The following is an 18,921-nucleotide window of genomic DNA, read 5'->3' on the forward strand; positions in this document are numbered from 1 at the left end:
AGAACATGCCGGACCATCAGGCGGCGCAGGTCACCGTTTGGTTAACGGCCCGGCAGAAACTGCCGCCGGCGCCGGGCTCCAGACTCACGCTGTCTTTGATTTCACTGACGTTTTCATCTGGCACGCCGCTGGCATCACGAGGCGCACAACTGTTCGCGGACCTCCGACCGATGCAGAAACTGCTCGCCTCCCTCCTGACCGCCGCCGCTTTGGCCGGATTCGCCGCGCCGGCGACGGCCCAGTCGCGGATCAAGGACATCGCCGCCATCGAGGGCGTTCGGTCCAACCAGCTGGTCGGCTACGGACTGGTGGTCGGCCTGGCCGGCACCGGCGACTCGCTGCGCAACTGCCCCTTCACCCGGCAGTCGCTGGAAGGAATGAGCGAGCGGCTGGGCAACAACATCCGCGGCTCGACGGCGAACACCAAGAACATGGCCGCGGTCATGGTCACCGCCGACCTGCCCGCCTTCTCCACCCCGGGGGCGCGCATCGATGTGAACGTCTCCTCCATGTGCGACGCCAAGAGCCTGCTGGGCGGAGCGCTGATCGTCACCGGCCTGCAGGGCGCGGACGGTCAGGTCTATGCGGTGGCCCAGGGCTCGATCCAGACCGGCTCGGTCTCGGCCTCGGGCGCTTCGGGCTCGTCGGTCACGCGCGGCGTGCCGACCGCCGGACGCATCGCCTCGGGCGCCACGGTCGAGCGCGAGACCGGCTTCGAACTGGCCAATATGAACGAGGTGCGGCTGACGCTGCGCAATCCCGACTTCACCACGGCCCAGCGGGTCGCCGCCGCGATTAACCAGTCCTATCCGAACACGGCCCTGGCCGAGAACGGCTCCGTGGTCGCTCTGCGCGCCCCGACCGGCTTCGGCATGGCCGGCTTCATCAGCCGGGTCGAGAACCTGCCGGTCCAGGTCGACGCCCCGGCCAAGGTCATCATCGACGAGGTCAACGGCGTCATCGTCATGGGCGAGGCCGTGCGGGTCTCCACCGTGGCCATCGCCCAGGGCAATCTGACCGTCTCCGTGCAGGAGAACCCGCAAGTCAGCCAGCCCGAGCCCTTCAGCCGCGGCGGCCAGACCGTGGTCGTGCCCCAGTCGGACGTCTCCGTCGAGGAAGAGCGCGGCGTGCAGATGCGCATGCTGGGCGGCGGAACCTCGCTCTCCAGCCTGGTCAACGGCCTGAACGCCCTGGGGGTCAGCCCGCGCGACATGATCAGCATCCTGCAGGCCATCAAGGCCGCCGGCGCGCTGCAAGCCGACATCGAGGTGATGTGAGCATGACCGATCTGACCGCCTCCTCCGCCCTGCCCACGACCGCCGCGGCCGCGCCGCGGGTCACCGCCCGGATGCGCGAGACCGCCGAACAGTTCGAGGCGTCCTTCCTGTCGCAGATGCTCAAGCCGATGTTCGAGGGCCTGAAGACCGACGGGATCGGCGGCGGCGGCGAGGCCGAGGGCCAGTGGCGCAGCTTCATGATCGACGCCATGGCCCAACAGACCGTCAAGGCGGGCGGCATCGGCCTGGCCGATCAGGTCGTCGCGCAGATGCTGAAGATGCAGGAACAGGGACAATGACCGAATCTCAAGTCGTGAACGCCACCGCCCGGGTTCGGCAGATGACCGACCTGACCGAGCGGCTGACCGCCTGCCTCATCGAGGAATCGAAGGCCTTCGAGGCGCGCCGGCCGCAGGACGCCGCCGCCACGGTCGCCGCGACCCAGGAACTGGCCAACGCTTACCGCCGCGAGTCGGCCCAGCTGAAGGCCAATCCGACCGCCATCGCCGCCGCGCCCGCCCCGCTCCGTGACGCCCTGATCAAGGCGACCCGGCTGTTCGAGGCCGTGCTGTCGCGCCACGCCCACGCCGTCGAGGCCGCCCGGGTCATCTCCGAAGGCCTGGTCAAGACGATCGCCGCCGAGGTCGCCAGCCAGCGCGGCTCCCCTTCCGCCTATAGCGCGTCGGGTCACGCGAACGCGGGCGACGGCCGCGCCGTGGCGCTGAACCGGACGGCCTGAAAACGGCGTTCGTGCAAAGGCGGCTTTAACGTCGTGCGCGTTAGATCTCCGGAATGACGATCAAATCGCGCCTTCTCGGCATGGCCTTCGCCTCCTCCGACGTGCTCTTTGAGCTTGATCGGGACAAGATCACCTTCGCCATCGGCGTGGGTCCGGTCGCGGGCGTCGATCCGGCCGCCGCATGGACCGGCCAGGGGCTGAGCGCCCTGCTCGGCAAGTCCTGCCTTGAGCACGTGAACGCCGCCCTGGCCGCCCTGAAGCCAGGCGTGCGCTCCGCGCCGATCGAGGTCGAGGTCCTGGCCGGCGAGGATCGGGTCCGCCGCGCCGTCCTGCGCGCCTTCCTGCTGCCCGACCTCGCTCCCTTCGTCTCCTGCGCCATGGCCTGGCAGGGAGCGGCCTATCAGGCCGTCGCGCCGAAGACCGAGCCGCTGCTGGACGCGCGGGGGTTGCTGAAGCGGCTCGGCGCCCTGCTGGCCGTCGGCGGCACCGGTCCGGAACTGTCCGTCGACTTCCTTGAGATCCCTGGACTGGGCGCGCTGGACGAGCCGCACCGCAAGGCCGGCGCGCGGATCGAGGCGCGGCTGCAGCTGGCCTCAGTCGGCGGCGTCAGCGCGGCCCGCCTGGCCCCCGACCGCTTCGCCCTGATGCGCGACTCCGCCGACATCGTCGATTTGGCCGAGGAAATCCGCGCCATGGGCCTGGCCGAGGGGGTGAACCTGTCGCCGGTCGCCACTCGCGCCGAGATCGGTCGGGCCGAGGCCGCCGTCGCCGTGCGCACCCTGCGCTTCGCGCTGGAGGACTGCCTGAAGGACGGCGCGGCCGCCGGCGACCGGTTCAGCGCCCGCCTGCAGCGCACGGTGCAGGACGCCGACCGCTTCCGCGCCATCGTGCGCAGCCGCGACTTCAGCCTCGTCTGGCAGCCCATCGTCGCTCTGGACAGCCGGGCGGTGCACCATTTCGAGGCCCTGAGCCGCTTCGGCGGCGCGGCCTCCGCCCCGACCGGTCCGATCGCCATGGCCGAGGAACTGGGCCTGATCGACGATTTCGATCTGGCGGTGGCGGAGAAAGCCCTGACCCAGCTACGCCGCCCCGGCTTCGGCCTGGTCAAGGCGGCGATCAACGTCTCGGGCGCCTCCCTGGCTGACGGCCGCTATGTCGAGGGCCTGCTGCGCATGACCGCCGCGGCCCCGGACATCCGCAAGCGGCTGATGGTCGAGATCACGGAGACGGCCGACGTGGTCGATCTGGACGGCGCCAACCAGCGCCTGGCCGGCCTGCGCGAGGCGGGCATCAAGGTCTGCCTGGACGACTACGGCGTCGGCGCGGCCTCTCTGACCTATCTGCACAAGCTCTCGATCGACATCCTGAAGCTGGACGGCGGCTTCGTGCGCGAGATCGAGACCGACGCCAAGGTCCGTACCCTGGCCACCCATCTGGCCAGCCTGTGCCGCGACCTGAAGATCGCCACCGTGGCAGAGATGGTCGAGACCGAGGGGCAGGCGGCGGCGATAAAGTCGCTCGGCGTCGACTTCGGCCAGGGCTGGCTGTTCGGCCGTCCGACCGAGACTCCGGTCGCCGCCGCGCCCGCGACGCCCGCCCGCCGCAAGGGCGAGGTCGCCGGCTGGGGCTAAAGCGCCAGCGTCCGCTCGATCCCGACGGCGTCCAGGAAGTCCGGATCGTGGCTGACCACGACCAGGGCGCCGTCATAGCCGCGCAGGGCGGCCTCCACCGCCGCGACCGAGTCCAGATCGAGGTGGTTGGTCGGTTCGTCGAGGATCAACAGCTGCGCGGGACGGACGCCGCCGGTGACGCAGGCCAGCGCCGCCCTCAGCCGCTCGCCGCCTGACAGCGTTCCCGCCGTCCGTTGCGCCGCCGTGTTACGGAACAGGAACCGCGCCAGCGCCGCATGGGCGTCGTTGGCCGTCGCCTCCGGATTGATCCGGCGATAGGCCTCCACCAGCGTCTCGTCCGGGTGCAGGAGCGCCGCCTCCTGATCCAGCAGGGCCGCGGTCACCGGCCGCGCGATCCGGCCCAAGGTCGGTTCCAGCGTCCCCGCGATCAGCTTCAGCAGGGTCGACTTGCCCGCGCCGTTCGCGCCGGTCACCGCCACCCGCTCAGGCCCCGTCAGCTTCAACGAAACCGGCCCCACGATCCGCCGTCCGCCCGGCGCGTCCCAGGCGACGGCGTCCAGCTCCAGCACCGTCCGTCCCGCCGCCAGCCTCGTCGGCGGCATCGGAATATCCAGCGCCCGTACCCGCTCCACCTTCTCGCGCGCGGCGGCCAGGTCCGCCTCCGCGGCCTCGGCCCGGCGTTCGGCCAGCCGGTTTTCGCGCGCGCCGGAATTCTCCGCGCGCTCGGCCATGGCCCCCAGCAGGATCTTCGGCTCGGACTTCTTCATCGCGAAGGCGCGGCCGGCCCGATCGCGGCGGGCCTTCTTCTCGACGGCCTTCTGACCTTCGCGGGCGATGCGGGCCGCCTCGCGCCCGGCCGCGTCCAGATCCCGCTCGGCGGCGGCCCGCTCGGCGGCCTTGCGTTCGGCGTAGAGGTCGTAGCCGCCGCCGTAGACCGCGGCCCCGACGCTCGACAGCTCGACGATGCGGTCCATCCGGCGCAGCAGGGCCCGGTCATGGCTCACCACCAGAACGCCGCCGGGCCAGCGGCCCAGAACCTCGGCGATGCGCTCGCGTCCGTCACGGTCCAGGTGATTGGTCGGCTCGTCCAGCAGCAGCAGGTCCGGCGGATCCAGCAGCAGGGCGGCCAGCCGCAGCCGGGTCTGCTCGCCGCCACTCAGCGAGGCCGTCTCGGGCGACAAATCCAGCGCCTGCAGCCCGACCTCCGCCAGGACCTCGCCGATGCGGCTCTCCAGCGTCCAGTCGGCGGCGTCGAGATCGTCCGCCGTCCCCTCGCCCGCCAGAATGCGCGCCAGCACGGCCAGCGCGGCGGCCGCGCCGAGCGTCTCCGCCGCCGTCTCGCCGGGCGCGGGCTCGCCGCGCTGCTCCAGCCAGGCGACGGTTCCGACGCGGCTGACCGCGCCCTCGGCGGGGGCGGACAGGCCGGCGATCAGGCGCAGCAGCGTGGTCTTGCCCGAGCCGTTGCGGCCGACAAGTCCGGTGCGCTCCCGCCCGAAGACGAGGCTCAGATCAGAAAATAGGGTGGTTCCGTCAGGCGTTCGGGCCGCGACGCGATCGAGCGTCACGAGTGCGGATGCGGACGGGTTTCGGCTTGGGAGCGAGGGCATAGGCGAGCACGAGCAGCAGAGGAGCGGAAAGGGCGAAACCGATTTCCAGCGTGCTGATCATGATCGTCGGGCCTCCAGTGAACTCACTCGAAGCTATCAGGATGGGCGCCGGGAGCTCCGTGTGCAACCCCTTTCGCTTCTGGCGGCGCTGACGAGACCGTGAAAGGCTGGGCGTCTGGAGGATTTTTCATGCGTCTTTTCGCCCGCTACGCGGCCGCCGCGACCCTGCTCTCCGTCGCCGCCTGCGCCCACGCGACCCCGGATGCCGCCTCTCCGGCCGCGCCCGACTACGCCCCCCTGGCCGAGCAGTCCACCGGTCCCCACGCCCGCCTCTACGCCGAGTGCATTCGCCAGGCGGCGGGCTCAGGCGCCTACCGCCAGGTGATCGACGGCGGCGAGGAACTGCTGCTGTTCACCTGCACCGGCCCGCTCGCCCAGAGCTTCTACGAGGCGCTGGGACCGCACAGCGCGGCCATGGGCACGGGCTTCACCCAGGACGGCCGCAGCGCCCGTTCGACCGCCCGGGTCCAGAAGAACCTGGTCGGGGTCGACTACTGCTCGGTCGATGCGTCCGGCGGCGATCCGCGCTGCGTCCTGACGTTCAACGCCGGCGACTTCCTGATCGCCGACTGACGCACGGTCTGGCCGGGCCGGCTCGGGCGGCCTAGTGGATCGCCATGACCCACGCCGACACCGCTGAAGCCTTCGCCGCCCGCCGCAAGGCCGCGACGGATCGCATCCGCGCCGAGACCGGCATCGACGAGGCCATGATCGACCGGCTGGTGGAGACCTTCTACGGCAAGGTCCGCGACGACGCCCTGATCGGCCCGGTCTTCGCCGCGCGGGTCGAGGACTGGGGCCCGCACCTGGCGCAGATGAAGCTGTTCTGGTCGTCGGTAGCGCTGTCGACCGGCGTCTATCAGGGCCGCCCGATGCCGAAGCACCTGCCCCTGCCCATCGATGCGACGCATTTTGACCGCTGGCTGGCCCTGTTCGAGGCGACGACCCGCGAGATCTGCCCGCCGGTCGCCGCCGTCCACTTCATGGACCGCGCCCGCCGCATCGCGGAAAGCCTCGAACTGAGCCTGGCCCATGCCGACAACATCCTGCTGGGGCCTGGCGAGCGATATGTGCGCAAGGCGGAGGCGTGGTCGCCGTCCGAATAGGCGTCCTGCTGCCATCTGCTGTCAGCAGTCTGGCGCCGGCGGCCGCCAGTTCCTATAATGTTCTTGCTGATCTCAGCGAAACATTCCCCATATAGCGTTGTCGCGCCGGACCCTGCCCGGCCCTCTCCGCGTTCCCGGATTCCATGACCGAAAAGCATAACTTCATCCGCGTGCGCGGCGCGCGCGAACACAATCTCAAGGGCGTCGATCTCGACATTCCGCGCGAGAAGCTGGTGGTCATGACAGGCCTGTCCGGCTCGGGCAAAAGCTCGCTCGCCTTCGACACCATCTACGCCGAGGGTCAGCGCCGCTACGTCGAGTCGCTCAGCGCCTACGCCCGCCAGTTCCTGGAGCTGATGGGCAAGCCCGACGTGGACCTGATCGAGGGCCTGTCGCCGGCCATCTCCATTGAGCAGAAGACGACCTCCAAGAACCCGCGCTCGACGGTCGGCACGGTGACCGAGATCCACGACTACATGCGCCTGCTGTGGGCGCGGGTGGGCGTGCCCTATTCGCCCGCCACCGGCCTGCCGATCGAGAGCCAGACCATCTCCATGATGGTCGACAAGCTGACGGCGCTGGCCGATGGCGAGCGCATCCTGCTGCTGGCTCCGGTCGTTCGTGGCCGCAAGGGCGAGTACAAGAAGGAGATGGCCGAGTGGCAGCGCTCGGGCTTCCAGCGCGTGAAGATCGACGGCGAGTTCTACGCCATCGAGGACGCCCCGGCGCTGGACAAGAAGTTCAAGCACGACATCGACATCGTCGTGGACCGCATCGTCACCAAACAGGGGCTTGAGAGCCGCTACGCCGACAGCCTGCAGACCGCGCTGGGCCTGGCCGAAGGCATCGCCGTGGCCGAATGGGCCAACACCATGGAAGGCGAGACCGGCCCGCGGCGCATCACCTTCTCCGAGAAGTTCGCCTGCCCGGTCTCGGGCTTCACCATCAGCGAGATCGAGCCGCGGCTGTTCTCGTTCAATAATCCCTTCGGCGCTTGCCCGGTCTGCGACGGCCTGGGCGTCAAGCTGGCCTTCGACGCCGACATGGTGGTGCCGGACAAGGACAAGACCCTGCACGGCGGGGCCGTCGCCCCCTGGTCGCGCGGTCCCTCGCCCCTCTACACCCAGACGCTGCAGTCGCTGTCGACCCACTACGGCTTCTCGATGGACAAGCCGTGGCGCGAGCTGCCAGGCAAGGCCCAGACCGTCATCCTGCACGGCTCGGGCGGCGAGAAGATCAAGTTCACCTACGACGACAACGCCCGGAAGTACGAGACCTCCAAGGCCTTCGAAGGCGTTCTGCCGAACCTGGAGCGCCGCTGGCGCGAGACGGACTCGGCCTGGGTGCGCGAGGAACTGGGCCGGTTCCAGTCCGAGACCCCGTGCGAGGCCTGCGGCGGCAAGCGCCTGAAGCCCGAGGCCCTGGCGGTCAAGGTCGCCGGCGAGGACATCGCCGAGGTGTCGTGGCTGTCGATCAAGAAGGCCTACGAGTGGGTCAGCGCCCTGCCCGACCAGCTGACCGAAAAGCAGCTGGAGATCGGCCGCCGCATCCTGAAGGAAATCTCGGACCGCCTCCGGTTCCTGAACAACGTCGGCCTGGACTACCTCAGCCTCTCGCGGGCCTCGGGCACCCTGTCCGGCGGCGAGAGCCAGCGCATCCGCCTGGCCTCGCAGATCGGTTCGGGCCTGACCGGCGTCCTCTACGTGCTGGACGAACCCTCCATCGGCCTGCACCAGCGCGACAACACCCGCCTGCTGGAAAGCCTCAGGGGGCTTCGCGACCTGGGCAATTCGGTCCTGGTGGTCGAGCATGACGAAGAGGCGATCCTGACCGCCGACTACGTCATCGACATGGGCCCCGCGGCCGGCGTCCATGGCGGCCAGGTCTGCGCCGAGGGCACACCCGCCGACGTCATGGCCAATCCGAACTCCCTGACCGGCAAATACCTGACCGGCGAGCGCGAGATCGAGCTGCCGGCCGACGGCCGCCGTCCGGTCGACCGCAAGAAGATGCTGAAGATCAGCGGCGCCACCGGCAACAATCTGAAGAACGTCACCGGTGAGATCCCCGGCGGCCTGTTCACCTGCGTCACCGGCGTGTCCGGCGGCGGCAAGTCGACCTTCACGATCGAGACCCTGTACAAGGCCGCCGCGCGCCGCCTGCACAATGCGTCCGACGCCCCGGCGCCTTTCGACCGGATCGAGGGGCTTGAGCTGTTCGACAAGGTCATCGACATCGACCAGTCGCCCATCGGCCGCACCCCGCGCTCGAACCCGGCCACCTACACCGGCGCCTTCGGCCCCATCCGCGACTGGTACGCCGGCCTGCCGGAGTCCAAGGCCCGCGGCTACGGGCCGGGCCGGTTCAGCTTCAATGTGAAGGGCGGCCGCTGCGAAGCCTGTCAGGGCGACGGCCTGATCAAGATCGAGATGCACTTCCTGCCGGACGTCTACGTCACCTGCGATGTGTGTCACGGCAAGCGCTACAACCGCGAGACGCTGGAGATCGTGTTCAAGGGCAAGTCCATCTCGGATGTGCTGGACATGACGGTCGAGGAAGCCGCCCGCTTCTTCACCGCCGTGCCCTCTATCCGCGACAAGATGCTGACGCTGGAGCGGGTCGGCCTGGGCTACGTCAAGGTCGGCCAGTCGGCGACCACCCTGTCCGGCGGCGAGGCCCAGCGGGTCAAGCTGTCCAAGGAGCTCAGCAAGCGGGCCACCGGCAAGACGCTCTACATCCTCGACGAGCCCACCACGGGCCTGCATTTCGAGGACACCCGCAAGCTGCTGGAGGTGCTTCAGGAACTGGTCGAGAACGGCAACACCATCGTCGTGATCGAGCACAACCTGGATGTCATCAAGGTCGCCGACTGGCTGCTGGACTTCGGGCCGGAGGGGGGCGACGGCGGTGGCGAAATCGTCGCGGTCGGCACCCCCGAACAGGTCGCGGCCAATCCCGCCAGCTGGACCGGCAAATACCTCAAGGAGGTGCTGGACCGGCACGAACAGCGCCGCAAGGCGCGCGTGGCGGGCCTTGTCTCGACGGCGGAGAAGAAGCCGGCTCGGGCGAAGGCGCGGGCCTGATCCCCGGTCAGTCCCGCGGCGGCAGGTTCCGGCACATGGCCGCATAGGGCGCCCACAGGATCGTGGTCACCAATGTGGCGCCCAGCGGGATCAGCAGCAGCAGGAGCAGGAAGCTGATCGTGGACAGCGGGGTGACCGCGCTCGCCCCGCCGGTGACGGCCTGTTGCAACGGCAGGCCGATCATCAGCAGCAGGATGACCACGATGGCCGCCATCGTCATCGACAGCACGGTGATGCCCAGAAGCGGCCAGAACCAGCGGGCGGACACGTGCCAGCCCTCGACGAACGAGATCTTGCCGCGCAGCAGGGTGATCGGCGCCACCAGCGACAGCCGCACGGTGATCGCGATCGAGGTGGCGAACACGGCCATCGACACGACCAGGGCGCCGACCGCGCCCATCGTCTGGGCGGCGGCGGTCTCAAGCCCGGAACTGATCAGATTGAGCAGCACGGACACGGCCCCGAGGCCGAGGGCGACCAGGAACATGCGCAGTTCGTCGGACCCGAACCGGAGGTAGCCGAAGCCTTTGGGCTCCGGACGCAGCACCGCCCGGTACAACGCCGGCATCAGCACGGTCTGGATCAGCAGCACGACCGGCAGGACGGCGTAGCCGGCGTTGCTGATCGCCGCCAAGGCGGGCGCGGACAGTTTGGATATGTCGCCGTTCGCTGTCGTCATCTCCGGCGCCCAGGGAGACAGCATCGGGAAGGTCGCGACCGCCGCGGCGATCAGACCGACCAGCCAGACCGCAGCCCAGATCAGGATCACACCCGGATTGTGACGCGTCACGCGGAAGCCTTCGAAGGTCGCCTCGGTGGCTGAAACGGTCATGGGGCGACTCCGCTCGGTGCTCATGCCCGCTTCATGCGTCCAGCCGCCCCTCCGGCGCAAGGCTCCCGGCGAAATCCCCGCCGCGGCCATAAAGCACTGGCGTACCCGGCGGGGCGGGCTAGAACCCCGCTCATGAGCTCCACCTCCCCCTCTCCCTCTCCCGTCCACGTCATCGGCGGCGGCCTCGCCGGTTCGGAAGCCGCCTGGCAGATCGCCAACGCGGGCGTGCCCGTCATCCTGCATGAGATGCGCGGCGTCCCCGGCGTGAAGACCGACGCCCACCACACCGACGGCCTGGCCGAGCTGGTCTGCTCCAACTCCTTCCGTTCGGACGATTGGGAGTTCAACGCCGTCGGCCTGCTGCACGCCGAGATGCGGGCGCTGGATTCGATCATCATGAGCTGCGGCGACGCCCATCAGGTGCCCGCCGGCGGCGCCCTGGCGGTCGATCGCGACGGCTTTTCCCAGGCCGTGACCGCGAAGCTGCAGGCCCATCCGCTGGTCACCGTCGTGCGCGAGGAGATCGCCGGCCTGCCGCCGGAGGCGTGGGACAATGTCATCGTCGCCACCGGCCCCCTGACCTCGCCCGCCCTGGCTGACGCCATCCTGAAGGCCACCGGCGAGGAGAGCCTCAGCTTCTTCGACGCCATCGCGCCCATCATCCACGCCGACTCGATCGACTTCGACATCGCCTGGCGTCAGTCGCGCTATGACAAGGAAGGCCCGGGCGGCGACGCCGCCGCCTACGTAAACTGCCCGATGGACAAGGCTCAGTACGACGCCTTCATCGACGCCCTGCTGGACGGACCCAAGGCCGAGTTCAAGGAATGGGAGAACGTCCCCTATTTCGACGGCTGCCTGCCCATCGAAGTCATGGCCGAGCGTGGCCGCGAGACCCTTCGCCACGGCCCGATGAAGCCCGTCGGCCTGACCAATCCGCGCAACCCGACCGTCAAGGCCCACGCCATCGTCCAGCTGCGCCAGGACAACGCGCTGGGCACCCTGTTCAACATGGTCGGCTTCCAGACCAAGCTGAAGCACGGCGCCCAGGCCGAGACCTTCCGCATGATCCCGGGCCTGCAGAACGCCCAGTTCGCGCGTCTGGGCGGCCTGCACCGCAACACCTACCTCAACAGCCCGCAGCTTCTGGACAAGCAGCTGCGCCTGAAATCCATGCCGCGCCTGCGCTTCGCCGGCCAGGTGACGGGTGTCGAGGGCTATGTCGAGAGCGCTGCCATGGGTCTGCTCACCGGCCGCCTCGCCGCCGCTCAGGCGCTCGGCCGCGACCTGTCGGCCCCGCCACCGGAAACGGCGATGGGGGCCCTGGTCGAACACATCACCGGCGGCCACTTGGAAGGCTCCAAGTTCCAGCCGATGAACATCAACTATGGACTGCTGCCCCCGCTGGAGGCGCCCAAGGTCGATGAAGACGGCAAGCGCATCCATCCCAAGGAGCGCGGGCGGGCCAAGAAGCGGCTGATGAGCATCCGCGGGCTGGAGGCCCTCAAGGCCTGGCGGGACGCGGGCTGATGTCGGACCCGACCGAGCTCGAACGCCTGACCGACCGCCGGGTCACCCTGATCTACCGCCTCGACCTGATCGCCCAGGGCGCGCAGCTGAAATATGAAGACGGCTCGCCCGTCGACATGGCGTCCGAACAGGCCCGCCTGGAGGACGAGGTCGCCCGCCTGGACAAGAAGATCGCCCTGCTGGGACCGGCCGCCGGTCAGGCCTGACGGCGCGTCGCGGGTCAGCGTCCGATCCGGGCGCCCGTAAGGACGAAGTCGAACCGTCTGCCCTCCGCGGCCGCCCGATCGCTGACCTGCACCCGCGTTCCGTCGGCGCTGCGGGCCGTAGAGGTTCCGGCCCTCCGATTCAGCGGTCGCTGGCGCTCCGAAAGACACCCGGTCAGCCGACCGTTTCTGATCAGACAGCTCACGTACACCGTCTGCGCGCCCCCATCCTCCCGCATGGCGGCCTCCGGCATCTCGACCTCAGGAGGCGCAAGCACGAGACCTGCGGCGTCCAGCAGCCGGTCCCGGTCGCGGGTCAGGGGCGCGTTGCACGCGTTCAGCACCTGATCCACCGCGGCGCCCGATGCGGGAAGGGCGAAAGCCATCCTGAACGGCGCGGGATCGCCCTCCATCGATTCCAGGATCACCGGACCACCCATCCGGAGGAAGCGCGGGATGCGGGGGTCCTGACTGACGGCGGAGCCGCTCTCGGCCGAGAGGTCCCATTCGGTGTTCGGGGAAAATACGTCCCCCCTCGTGAGAATGGCGCGACGCGACGCGGCGTTTGACAGCGGCGTGCCCGCGATCCCGGTGATCAGGACGCCCGCCTGGCACTGCACGAGAATGGCCGCGCCAGAAGCGTATTCGACGCTGGCGCTGACGGTGTCATTCGCGGCGTCGACGAAAATGTCCCAGCCATCGGCGTCCTGCGCCTGAGCCGGGGCGGAGGCTGCCAGGGCGGCGGCCATCAACGTGGCCAGTCTTGCAGATGCTTTCATTTCCTCCCCCTTGGACCGTCGCGAAGCGATGACATCACGTTTACCCTGCACCAACTCGACACCCCCGGACAGGCATGACTCCCCAAGCTCGCTCATCTTTCGACTCGGTTCGCCGCGCCATCCGCCAGAAGATCACCGATGTCTTCAACGACGCCGAAAAGGGCGAGCGACCGGTGCTGCGCCGGGCCGACGCCCTGTTCCCGCCGGACTGCGTGGCGGCCCGGGTCAACGGCGACGTGGTGACCATGATGATCGGCGGCGTCTCGGGCCTGCTGCTGCAGATGCTGCACCCGGCGGTGCTGGCCGGGGTCTGGGACCATTCCGACTTCCGCGCCGACATGCACGGCCGCCTGAGGCGGACGGCCAAATTCATCGCCACCACCACCTATGACCATGCCGAGCGGGGCCAGGCCGCCATCGACAAGGTCAACCGCATCCACGCCAAGCTGGCGGGCGTCCTGCCCGACGGCACGCCCTATCGCGTCTCCGACCCGGCCCTGCTGGCCTGGGTCCATGTCACCGAGACCATCAGCTTCCTCGACGCCTGGATCCGCTACGCCGAGCCGGACATGTCGATCGAGGATCAGGACGCCTATTTCGCCGAGACCGCGCGGATCGCCGAGGCGCTGCACGCAGACCCCATTCCCCGCAGCCGCGCCGAGGCCGAAGCCCTGATCCGCAGCTATCGCCCCCAGCTGCGCGCCGACGCCCGCACGCGCGAGGTGGCGCGGATGGTGATGCGTCAGCGGGTCGGCTCCCCCGCCGTCGACGCCGCTGCGGGCGTGATCATGCAGGCGGGTCTCGACCTTCTGCCGGACTGGGCCCAGGCCATGCACGAGCGCCCCTTCGGCCCGCCCCGGCTCCTGACCCGCGCGAGCGCCCTGTCCACCGCCCGCTTCATCCGCTGGGCCTTCCGCGGTTCGCCCAACACCCGGGTCCATCCGCCGGAGGTGACCGCCTACTGAAATTCGTCGCGCCCGATGTCACATCCGGCGGGCCCGTCTCGTCTCCCTGATGACGGACGGATCTGACGCCATGAGGGCGCCGGCGGGCCGTCCTCATGGAGCCCCGACATGCGCCTTTCCCGTACCCTGCTCGCCATGCTGCCCGACGCCCAGAAGGCCGTGCAGACCCTCTACGCCTCGGCCCATCAGTCGGGCGCCCCGGTCACCGTTCTGCACCTGGTCCATCTGCGCGCCAGCCAGATCAATGGTTGCTCCGCCTGCGTCGCCTCCGGCGCGAAGGAGATGCGCAAGGCCGGCGAGACCGACGAGCGGCTCGACACCGTCTCGGCCTGGCGCGAGACTCCCTACTTCACCGACGCCGAGCGCGCGGCCCTGGCCCTGGCCGAAGCCGCCACCCGGCTGGCCGACAATTCCGTCGGCGTGCCGGACGACGTCTGGGACGCGGCCAAGGCCCATTTCGACGAGCCGGCACTGGCGGGCATCGTCCTGTGGATCGCCACGACCAACTTCTTCAACCGCCTGAACGCCACCCTGCATCATCCGGCGGGCGCGCCCTGGTTCTGATCCCGGGCCAGCTCCCTGTCGCCTGCGCGGCCTAGATCCGGCCTCTCAGCGCGGCCCAGACCAGCCTCAACCGCTTCGCCGCCTCGGGCGCCTCAGGGTCGGCCAGAGCGGCGGGCGCGACCGCCGGGAAGGCGGCCACGGGCAGGCCTTTCAGGGCCCGGTTGGCGGCGGTCTTCAGCGCTCCGGCCTCATCGCGGCGCCCTGTCTGGCTCAGGCCGCGCACGCGGCCGGCGTCCGCCACCGCCTCGTCCAGACCCGGTCCGGCCAGCATCCGCGCCGCCAGCTGCATCGGGCCGACGTAGAAGGCGTCCAGATCGTGGGGCTCGCCGTGCACCCGGCCGATATGCGCCTCGATCAGGCCGTCGAACGGGGCGCGCGGCAGGTCGTGACGGGCGACCATGTCGGTCAGGGCCTCCAGCACCGGATGGCCCTTGCGGGCGGTTCCGGCGAAGACCCCGTCCATCTGCTCGCGCCACCAGGCGTAGCGCATCTCGGCCAGCAGCGGCTGGGTGACCCGGGTGGGGATGGCCATCAGCTCGGCCTCGAAAGCGTACAGCACGATCAGGTCGGCGCGGGCCTGCGCATCGGCCACGAACCGGCTGGACAGCCAGCGGTCGGTGTCGGCGTCGCGGACCTGGGCTTCGAGGACAGTCATCGGCTCCCCATAACGCGGAAGGCCGGGAAGGTCGCCCTCCCCGGCCCCGCATTGCGATCGGTTCGGCGGATCAGCCGAACAGGGTCTGGTACATGGCCATCGCCGTCAGCATCGGCAGCGACAGAAGCAGGTTGGTGCGGCTGCCCAGCATGGCGATGCGGGCGGCCTTGGCCTTGGCGGCGTCATCGACCACGACGATGCCCAGGGCGCGCTTCTGGTTCGGCCAGATCACGCCCCAGACGTTCAGGAACATGACGATGGCCAGCCAGACGCCGACGCCCATCAGGGTGAAGCCCTTCTGGTCTTCCGTCAGGCCGCCGGCGAAGCCGAAGCTCAGAACTTCCATGGCGTAGGCGTGGCCGCGGGTGAACATCACCGCCAGGCCGAAGACGACCGTCGCCAGCGCCGCCCAGCGGAACCAGAACAGGGCCTCGGGCGCGATATGCTTGCCGATGGCCGGCTTCAGCTCCGCCGGGATCGCCGGCATGACCCGGATCTGGACGAAGTTGAAATAGTACAGCAGGCCGATCCACAGGATGCCCGACGCCAGGTGCGCCCAGCGGAACGTGGCCTGCCAGAAGCCGAGATCGAAGCCGCCCGGCGCGGTGCGACCGAAGGCGAAGATCATGACCGCCGCCAGCGCGAGGCTCAGCAGGATGGTGGTGCGGAAGTTGGAAAGCAGCTTGCCCATGTCGTCGCCCCTCCCCGGGCGAGAATCGTTGAAGCGGCACCGTACCCCTCCCTCCCCTTCATGGGGAGGGATGTCGGCGCGTCAGCGACGACGGGGTGGGGTCCGCATCCGAGCGCTCGGTTCCCCCACCCGTCCCGCTACGCGGTCCACCCTCCCCACGAGGGGAGGGAGAACCTTCCGGATTACGGGCGCGAGGCCATGCCCAGCTTGATCGGCTTGGCGTCGTCGGCGGCGCCGCCGCGCTTCACGCCCCACAGCAGGATGATCGGCGCGCCGACATAGATCGACGAATAGGTGCCGATGATGATCCCGAACATCAGGGCGATGGAGAAGCCGAACAGGGCTTCGCCGCCAAAGACCGCTAGGGCCGCGAGCACCATGACCGCGGTCACGCCGGTGATGATCGTCCGCGACAGGGTCTCGTTCAGCGACAGGTCGATCACGTCGCGCAGCGGCATGGTCTTGTACTTGCGCAGGTTCTCGCGAAGACGGTCGAACACGACGACGGTGTCGTTCATCGAATAGCCGATGACGGTCAGGATCGCGGCCACCATGGTCAGGCTGAATTCCAGCTTGAACACCACGATCAGGCCGAAGGTCAGGACCACGTCGTGCAGCAGGCCGGCGACCGCGCCGAAGCCGAACTGCGGCTCGAAGCGGAACCAGATGTACAGGAACATCAGGACGATAGCGGAACCCAGCGCCAGCAGGCCGGACTGGAACAGTTCGCCCGACACCTTGGAGCCGACGACGCTGACGCCCGAATAGGTGACCTCGCCGGTCGCCTGGGTGATGGCGGCCTCGACCTGGTTCACCACGACGGTCTGGTCGCGGCCGTCCGGCACCTGGAAGCGCACGATGGCGGTGGAGCCGTCGTCGATGTTGTTGTCGCGCCGGGCGATGCCCTGCACGCCGACGTCACCGAGGTCCAGGCCGCTGACCGCGCCGCGAACCTCTTCTAGGTTGACCACCTGACCGGCCGGCTTGGACACTTCCAGCGAGGCGCCGCCCCGGAAGTCGATGCCCATGTTCAGGCCCGGAACGAAGCAGGCGACGATCGAGGCGACGCACAGGATCACGGAGACGATGGCCGCATAGCGGGCGTACTTCACGAAGTGGAAGTTCGTCTTCTGCGGCAGCAGTTTGATGAGGGGCCATCCACGCATCGCCATCACTCCGCGATCGGCAGTTTTTTGGGCTTGGCCGTCTTCAGCCAGAACGCCAGCAGCACCTGCGCCACCAGCACGGACGACAGGACCGAGGTGAACACCCCGATGCCCAGCGTCCAGGCGAAGCCGCGAACCGGGCCGGCGCCGAAGACGAACATGATCGCCGCGGCCACCAGGGTGGTGACGTTGGCGTCTATGATGGTGGCCATGGCCTTGGAGAAGCCGGCGTCCATCGAGGCGATGACGCTGCGGCCCGCCCGGGCCTCGTCGCGCATCCGCTCATAGATCAGCACGTTGGCGTCGACGGCCACGGCGAAGGTCAGGATCAGGCCCGCGATGCCCGGCAGGGTCAGGGCGGCGCCGACAAGACTCATACACGCCACGATCAGCAGGCCGTTCAGCACCAGGCCGATGACCGAGATGCCGCCGAACAGCATTCCGTAGGCCAGGATCATGAACAGCACGATGATGCCGAAGCCGATGGCCGTCGACAGGGCGCCCGCCGACACGGCGTCCTCGCCCAGTTCGGCCGACACGGTCCGGCGCTCCTCGACCTTCAGCGGAGCCGGCAGGGCGCCGCCGTTCAGCAGGTTGACCATCTCGGAGGCTTCCTGGATCGAATAGTTGCCTTCGATGACGCCGGAGCCGCCGGTGATGGCGCTGCGGATCGACGGCGCCGAAATGACCTTGCCGTCCAGGATGATGGCAAAGGGCTTGCCGATGTTGGCCGCGGTCGCCTCGCCGAAGCGACGGGCGCCGGCGCCGTCGAAGCGGAAGCCGATGGCGGTGCGCTGGTTCTGGTCCTGCGTGACCTCGGCCTTGGTCAGGTTCTCGCCCGAGACCAGGATGCGGCGCTTCACAAGGTAGAAGGCGGGCCCGCGCGGGTCAGCGCCAGGGAGAACTTCGGAATCCGGCGGCACCGAACCGTTCAGCGCCTCCTGGATCGAGTTCTCGACGTCGACCATCTGGAAGGTCAGTTGGGCGGTCTGGCCGATCAGGCGTTCCAGCTCGGCCGGGTCGCTCTGGCCCGGAGCCTGGACCACGATGCGGTCCGCGCCCTGGCGGGTGATGGAGATTTCCTTGGTGCCGGTGCTGTCCAGACGGCGGCGCACGACTTCGATCGACTGGGTCACGGCGTCGGACGCCATGGAGTTCATCGTCGCTTCGGTGAAGGCGTAGCGAAGACGGTCGGAGCCTTGACGCTGGACCAGGCGGTCCGTGCCGGTCGGGCTGTTGACGACCAGGGCGCGCATGGCCGCCTGCGCCTGTTCCATCTGCGACGGATCCGCTAGGGTGACGATGACGCCGTCGCTCTGGCGGGAGATGGTGCTGACGCCGATGCTGGCTTCGGCCAGCACGGTGCGGGCGTCCTCGGCCAGGTTGTTCAGCCGCGCGGCGCGCATGGCCGGCACATCGACTTCCAGCAGCAGGTACGAACCGCCCTGCAGGTCGAGACCCAGGTTCAGGATGCTCTTCGGCAGCCAGCCCGGCAGCGCGTCACGCTGGGCCGGGCTCAGCATGTTGGGCGCCGCGAACAGCAGGCCGAAGACGACGGACAGGGCGAGAAGGATGACCTTCCAGCGCGACAGATGGATCATGCGGGCTGTCCCGAACCTTTCAGGAGACCGATCAGGCCTTGGCGTCGTTGGCGGCGACCGCGGTGCGGTTGCGCACGTCGGCGATCATGGACTTGATCACGCGGACGTTCACGCCCTGGGCGATCTCGACCATGGCTTCGTCGTTCTCGACGCGCGTGACCTTGCCGATCATGCCGTTCGACAGGGTGACGGTGTCGCCGCGCTTGACCGCCTCGATCATCGCCTTGTGCCGCTTCATCTGTTGCTGCTGCGGGCGGATCATCAGGAAGTAGAACAGCACGATCATCGGAACGATGAAGACGAACGTTCCGGCGGGGCCGGCCAGGATTTCCTGCACTTTGTTCTCCGAGAAGCGCCGGGCGCGCCCTTGGCGCAGCCCCTGAAAATGAGGCGCGGAACCTAGGGCGCGTCGTCACACTTTGCAACGCGGCG

20 protein-coding genes are annotated in these 18,921 nt (G+C 69.1%); 11 read left to right on the forward strand and 9 right to left on the reverse strand.

Translation table 11 applies throughout. The features are described 5' to 3' along the window. Positions 1-170 precede the first annotated feature (170 nt). The 4 genes from AC3WRV_RS10370 to AC3WRV_RS10385 are packed head-to-tail and all read left to right on the forward strand — an operon-like array spanning position 171 to position 3,647. Positions 171-1,277: a flagellar basal body P-ring protein FlgI gene (locus AC3WRV_RS10370; RefSeq protein ID WP_492313172.1), complete on the forward strand. Its 1,107-nt coding sequence runs from the start codon at positions 171-173 to the stop codon at positions 1,275-1,277. A gap of 2 nt (positions 1,278-1,279) precedes the next feature. Next, positions 1,280-1,576, forward strand: a complete 297-nt coding sequence (locus AC3WRV_RS10375; RefSeq protein ID WP_492313173.1) for a rod-binding protein — start codon at positions 1,280-1,282, stop codon at positions 1,574-1,576. Continuing rightward, complete coding sequence (locus AC3WRV_RS10380; protein ID WP_291838922.1) at positions 1,573-2,016, forward strand: flagellar basal-body protein FlbY; 444 nt, start codon at positions 1,573-1,575, stop codon at positions 2,014-2,016. The genes AC3WRV_RS10375 and AC3WRV_RS10380 overlap by 4 nt, the downstream gene beginning before the upstream one ends. A gap of 53 nt (positions 2,017-2,069) precedes the next feature. Further along, entirely contained in the window at positions 2,070-3,647 is a 1,578-nt protein-coding gene (locus tag AC3WRV_RS10385) for an EAL domain-containing protein (protein ID WP_492313174.1), read from the forward strand. Here AC3WRV_RS10385 and AC3WRV_RS10390 read toward each other — a convergent pair. Then, positions 3,644-5,212: an ATP-binding cassette domain-containing protein gene (locus AC3WRV_RS10390; protein WP_492313175.1), complete on the reverse strand. Its 1,569-nt coding sequence runs from the start codon at positions 5,210-5,212 to the stop codon at positions 3,644-3,646. The two genes, AC3WRV_RS10385 and AC3WRV_RS10390, sit on opposite strands and share 4 nt — an antisense overlap. Further along, positions 5,178-5,315: a hypothetical protein gene (locus AC3WRV_RS10395; protein ID WP_492313176.1), complete on the reverse strand. Its 138-nt coding sequence runs from the start codon at positions 5,313-5,315 to the stop codon at positions 5,178-5,180. Before AC3WRV_RS10395 ends, AC3WRV_RS10390 begins: the two co-directional genes overlap by 35 nt. A 128-nt stretch (positions 5,316-5,443) precedes the next feature. Here AC3WRV_RS10395 and AC3WRV_RS10400 point away from each other — a divergent pair, with 128 nt between their 5' ends. The 3 genes from AC3WRV_RS10400 (at position 5,444) to uvrA (ending at position 9,503) form a co-directional block, all read left to right on the forward strand. Then, positions 5,444-5,887: a hypothetical protein gene (locus tag AC3WRV_RS10400; RefSeq protein ID WP_492313177.1), complete on the forward strand. Its 444-nt coding sequence runs from the start codon at positions 5,444-5,446 to the stop codon at positions 5,885-5,887. A gap of 44 nt (positions 5,888-5,931) precedes the next feature. After that, on the forward strand, positions 5,932-6,420 hold the full coding sequence (locus AC3WRV_RS10405) for a group III truncated hemoglobin (RefSeq protein ID WP_492313178.1): 489 nt from the start codon (positions 5,932-5,934) through the stop codon (positions 6,418-6,420). Between the two features lie 143 nt (positions 6,421-6,563). Next, positions 6,564-9,503, forward strand: a complete 2,940-nt coding sequence (gene uvrA / locus AC3WRV_RS10410) for an excinuclease ABC subunit UvrA (protein WP_492313179.1) — start codon at positions 6,564-6,566, stop codon at positions 9,501-9,503. Between the two features lie 7 nt (positions 9,504-9,510). Here the strand turns inward: uvrA and AC3WRV_RS10415 are convergent, their stop codons facing one another. Next, entirely contained in the window at positions 9,511-10,335 is an 825-nt protein-coding gene (locus tag AC3WRV_RS10415) for a hypothetical protein (RefSeq protein WP_291836786.1), read from the reverse strand. Between the two features lie 132 nt (positions 10,336-10,467). Between AC3WRV_RS10415 and trmFO the strand changes: the two genes are divergently transcribed. Then, positions 10,468-11,865: a methylenetetrahydrofolate--tRNA-(uracil(54)-C(5))-methyltransferase (FADH(2)-oxidizing) TrmFO gene (gene trmFO, locus AC3WRV_RS10420; RefSeq protein ID WP_492313180.1), complete on the forward strand. Its 1,398-nt coding sequence runs from the start codon at positions 10,468-10,470 to the stop codon at positions 11,863-11,865. Then, positions 11,865-12,071: a hypothetical protein gene (locus tag AC3WRV_RS10425; RefSeq protein WP_291836782.1), complete on the forward strand. Its 207-nt coding sequence runs from the start codon at positions 11,865-11,867 to the stop codon at positions 12,069-12,071. Before trmFO ends, AC3WRV_RS10425 begins: the two co-directional genes overlap by 1 nt. 14 nt (positions 12,072-12,085) lie before the next feature. Here the strand turns inward: AC3WRV_RS10425 and AC3WRV_RS10430 are convergent, their stop codons facing one another. Next, entirely contained in the window at positions 12,086-12,817 is a 732-nt protein-coding gene (locus AC3WRV_RS10430; protein ID WP_492313181.1) for a hypothetical protein, read from the reverse strand. A gap of 104 nt (positions 12,818-12,921) precedes the next feature. Between AC3WRV_RS10430 and AC3WRV_RS10435 the strand changes: the two genes are divergently transcribed. Beyond that, positions 12,922-13,812 carry an oxygenase MpaB family protein gene (locus tag AC3WRV_RS10435; protein ID WP_492313182.1) on the forward strand — a complete coding sequence of 297 codons (891 nt, stop codon included), beginning with the start codon at positions 12,922-12,924 and terminating at the stop codon, positions 13,810-13,812. A gap of 108 nt (positions 13,813-13,920) precedes the next feature. Next, the gene (locus AC3WRV_RS10440; RefSeq protein ID WP_291836776.1) at positions 13,921-14,376 is read left to right on the forward strand and encodes a carboxymuconolactone decarboxylase family protein; all 456 of its coding nucleotides are present in this window, start codon (positions 13,921-13,923) and stop codon (positions 14,374-14,376) included. 31 nt (positions 14,377-14,407) lie between these two features. On the opposite strand, the gene AC3WRV_RS10445 is transcribed toward AC3WRV_RS10440, so the two are convergent. The 5 genes from AC3WRV_RS10445 to yajC form a co-directional block, all read right to left on the reverse strand. Continuing rightward, positions 14,408-15,031 (reverse strand): squalene/phytoene synthase family protein, encoded by a 624-nt coding sequence (locus AC3WRV_RS10445; protein ID WP_492313183.1) that lies wholly within the window; start codon positions 15,029-15,031, stop codon positions 14,408-14,410. Positions 15,032-15,101: 70 nt separating this feature from the next. Further along, positions 15,102-15,722, reverse strand: coding sequence for a hypothetical protein (locus AC3WRV_RS10450; RefSeq protein WP_291836773.1), 621 nt, complete (start codon positions 15,720-15,722; stop codon positions 15,102-15,104). A 182-nt stretch (positions 15,723-15,904) separates the two neighbouring features. Next, on the reverse strand, positions 15,905-16,894 hold the full coding sequence (gene secF / locus AC3WRV_RS10455; protein ID WP_492313184.1) for a protein translocase subunit SecF: 990 nt from the start codon (positions 16,892-16,894) through the stop codon (positions 15,905-15,907). Next, complete coding sequence (secD, locus tag AC3WRV_RS10460) at positions 16,894-18,489, reverse strand: protein translocase subunit SecD (RefSeq protein WP_291836769.1); 1,596 nt, start codon at positions 18,487-18,489, stop codon at positions 16,894-16,896. The genes secF and secD overlap by 1 nt, the downstream gene beginning before the upstream one ends. A 31-nt stretch (positions 18,490-18,520) precedes the next feature. Then, on the reverse strand, positions 18,521-18,826 hold the full coding sequence (yajC, locus tag AC3WRV_RS10465; RefSeq protein WP_492313185.1) for a preprotein translocase subunit YajC: 306 nt from the start codon (positions 18,824-18,826) through the stop codon (positions 18,521-18,523). Between the last annotated feature and the right edge of the window lie 95 nt (positions 18,827-18,921).

The organism is Brevundimonas sp. EU05-FHT14B11 (genome assembly GCF_058790835.1).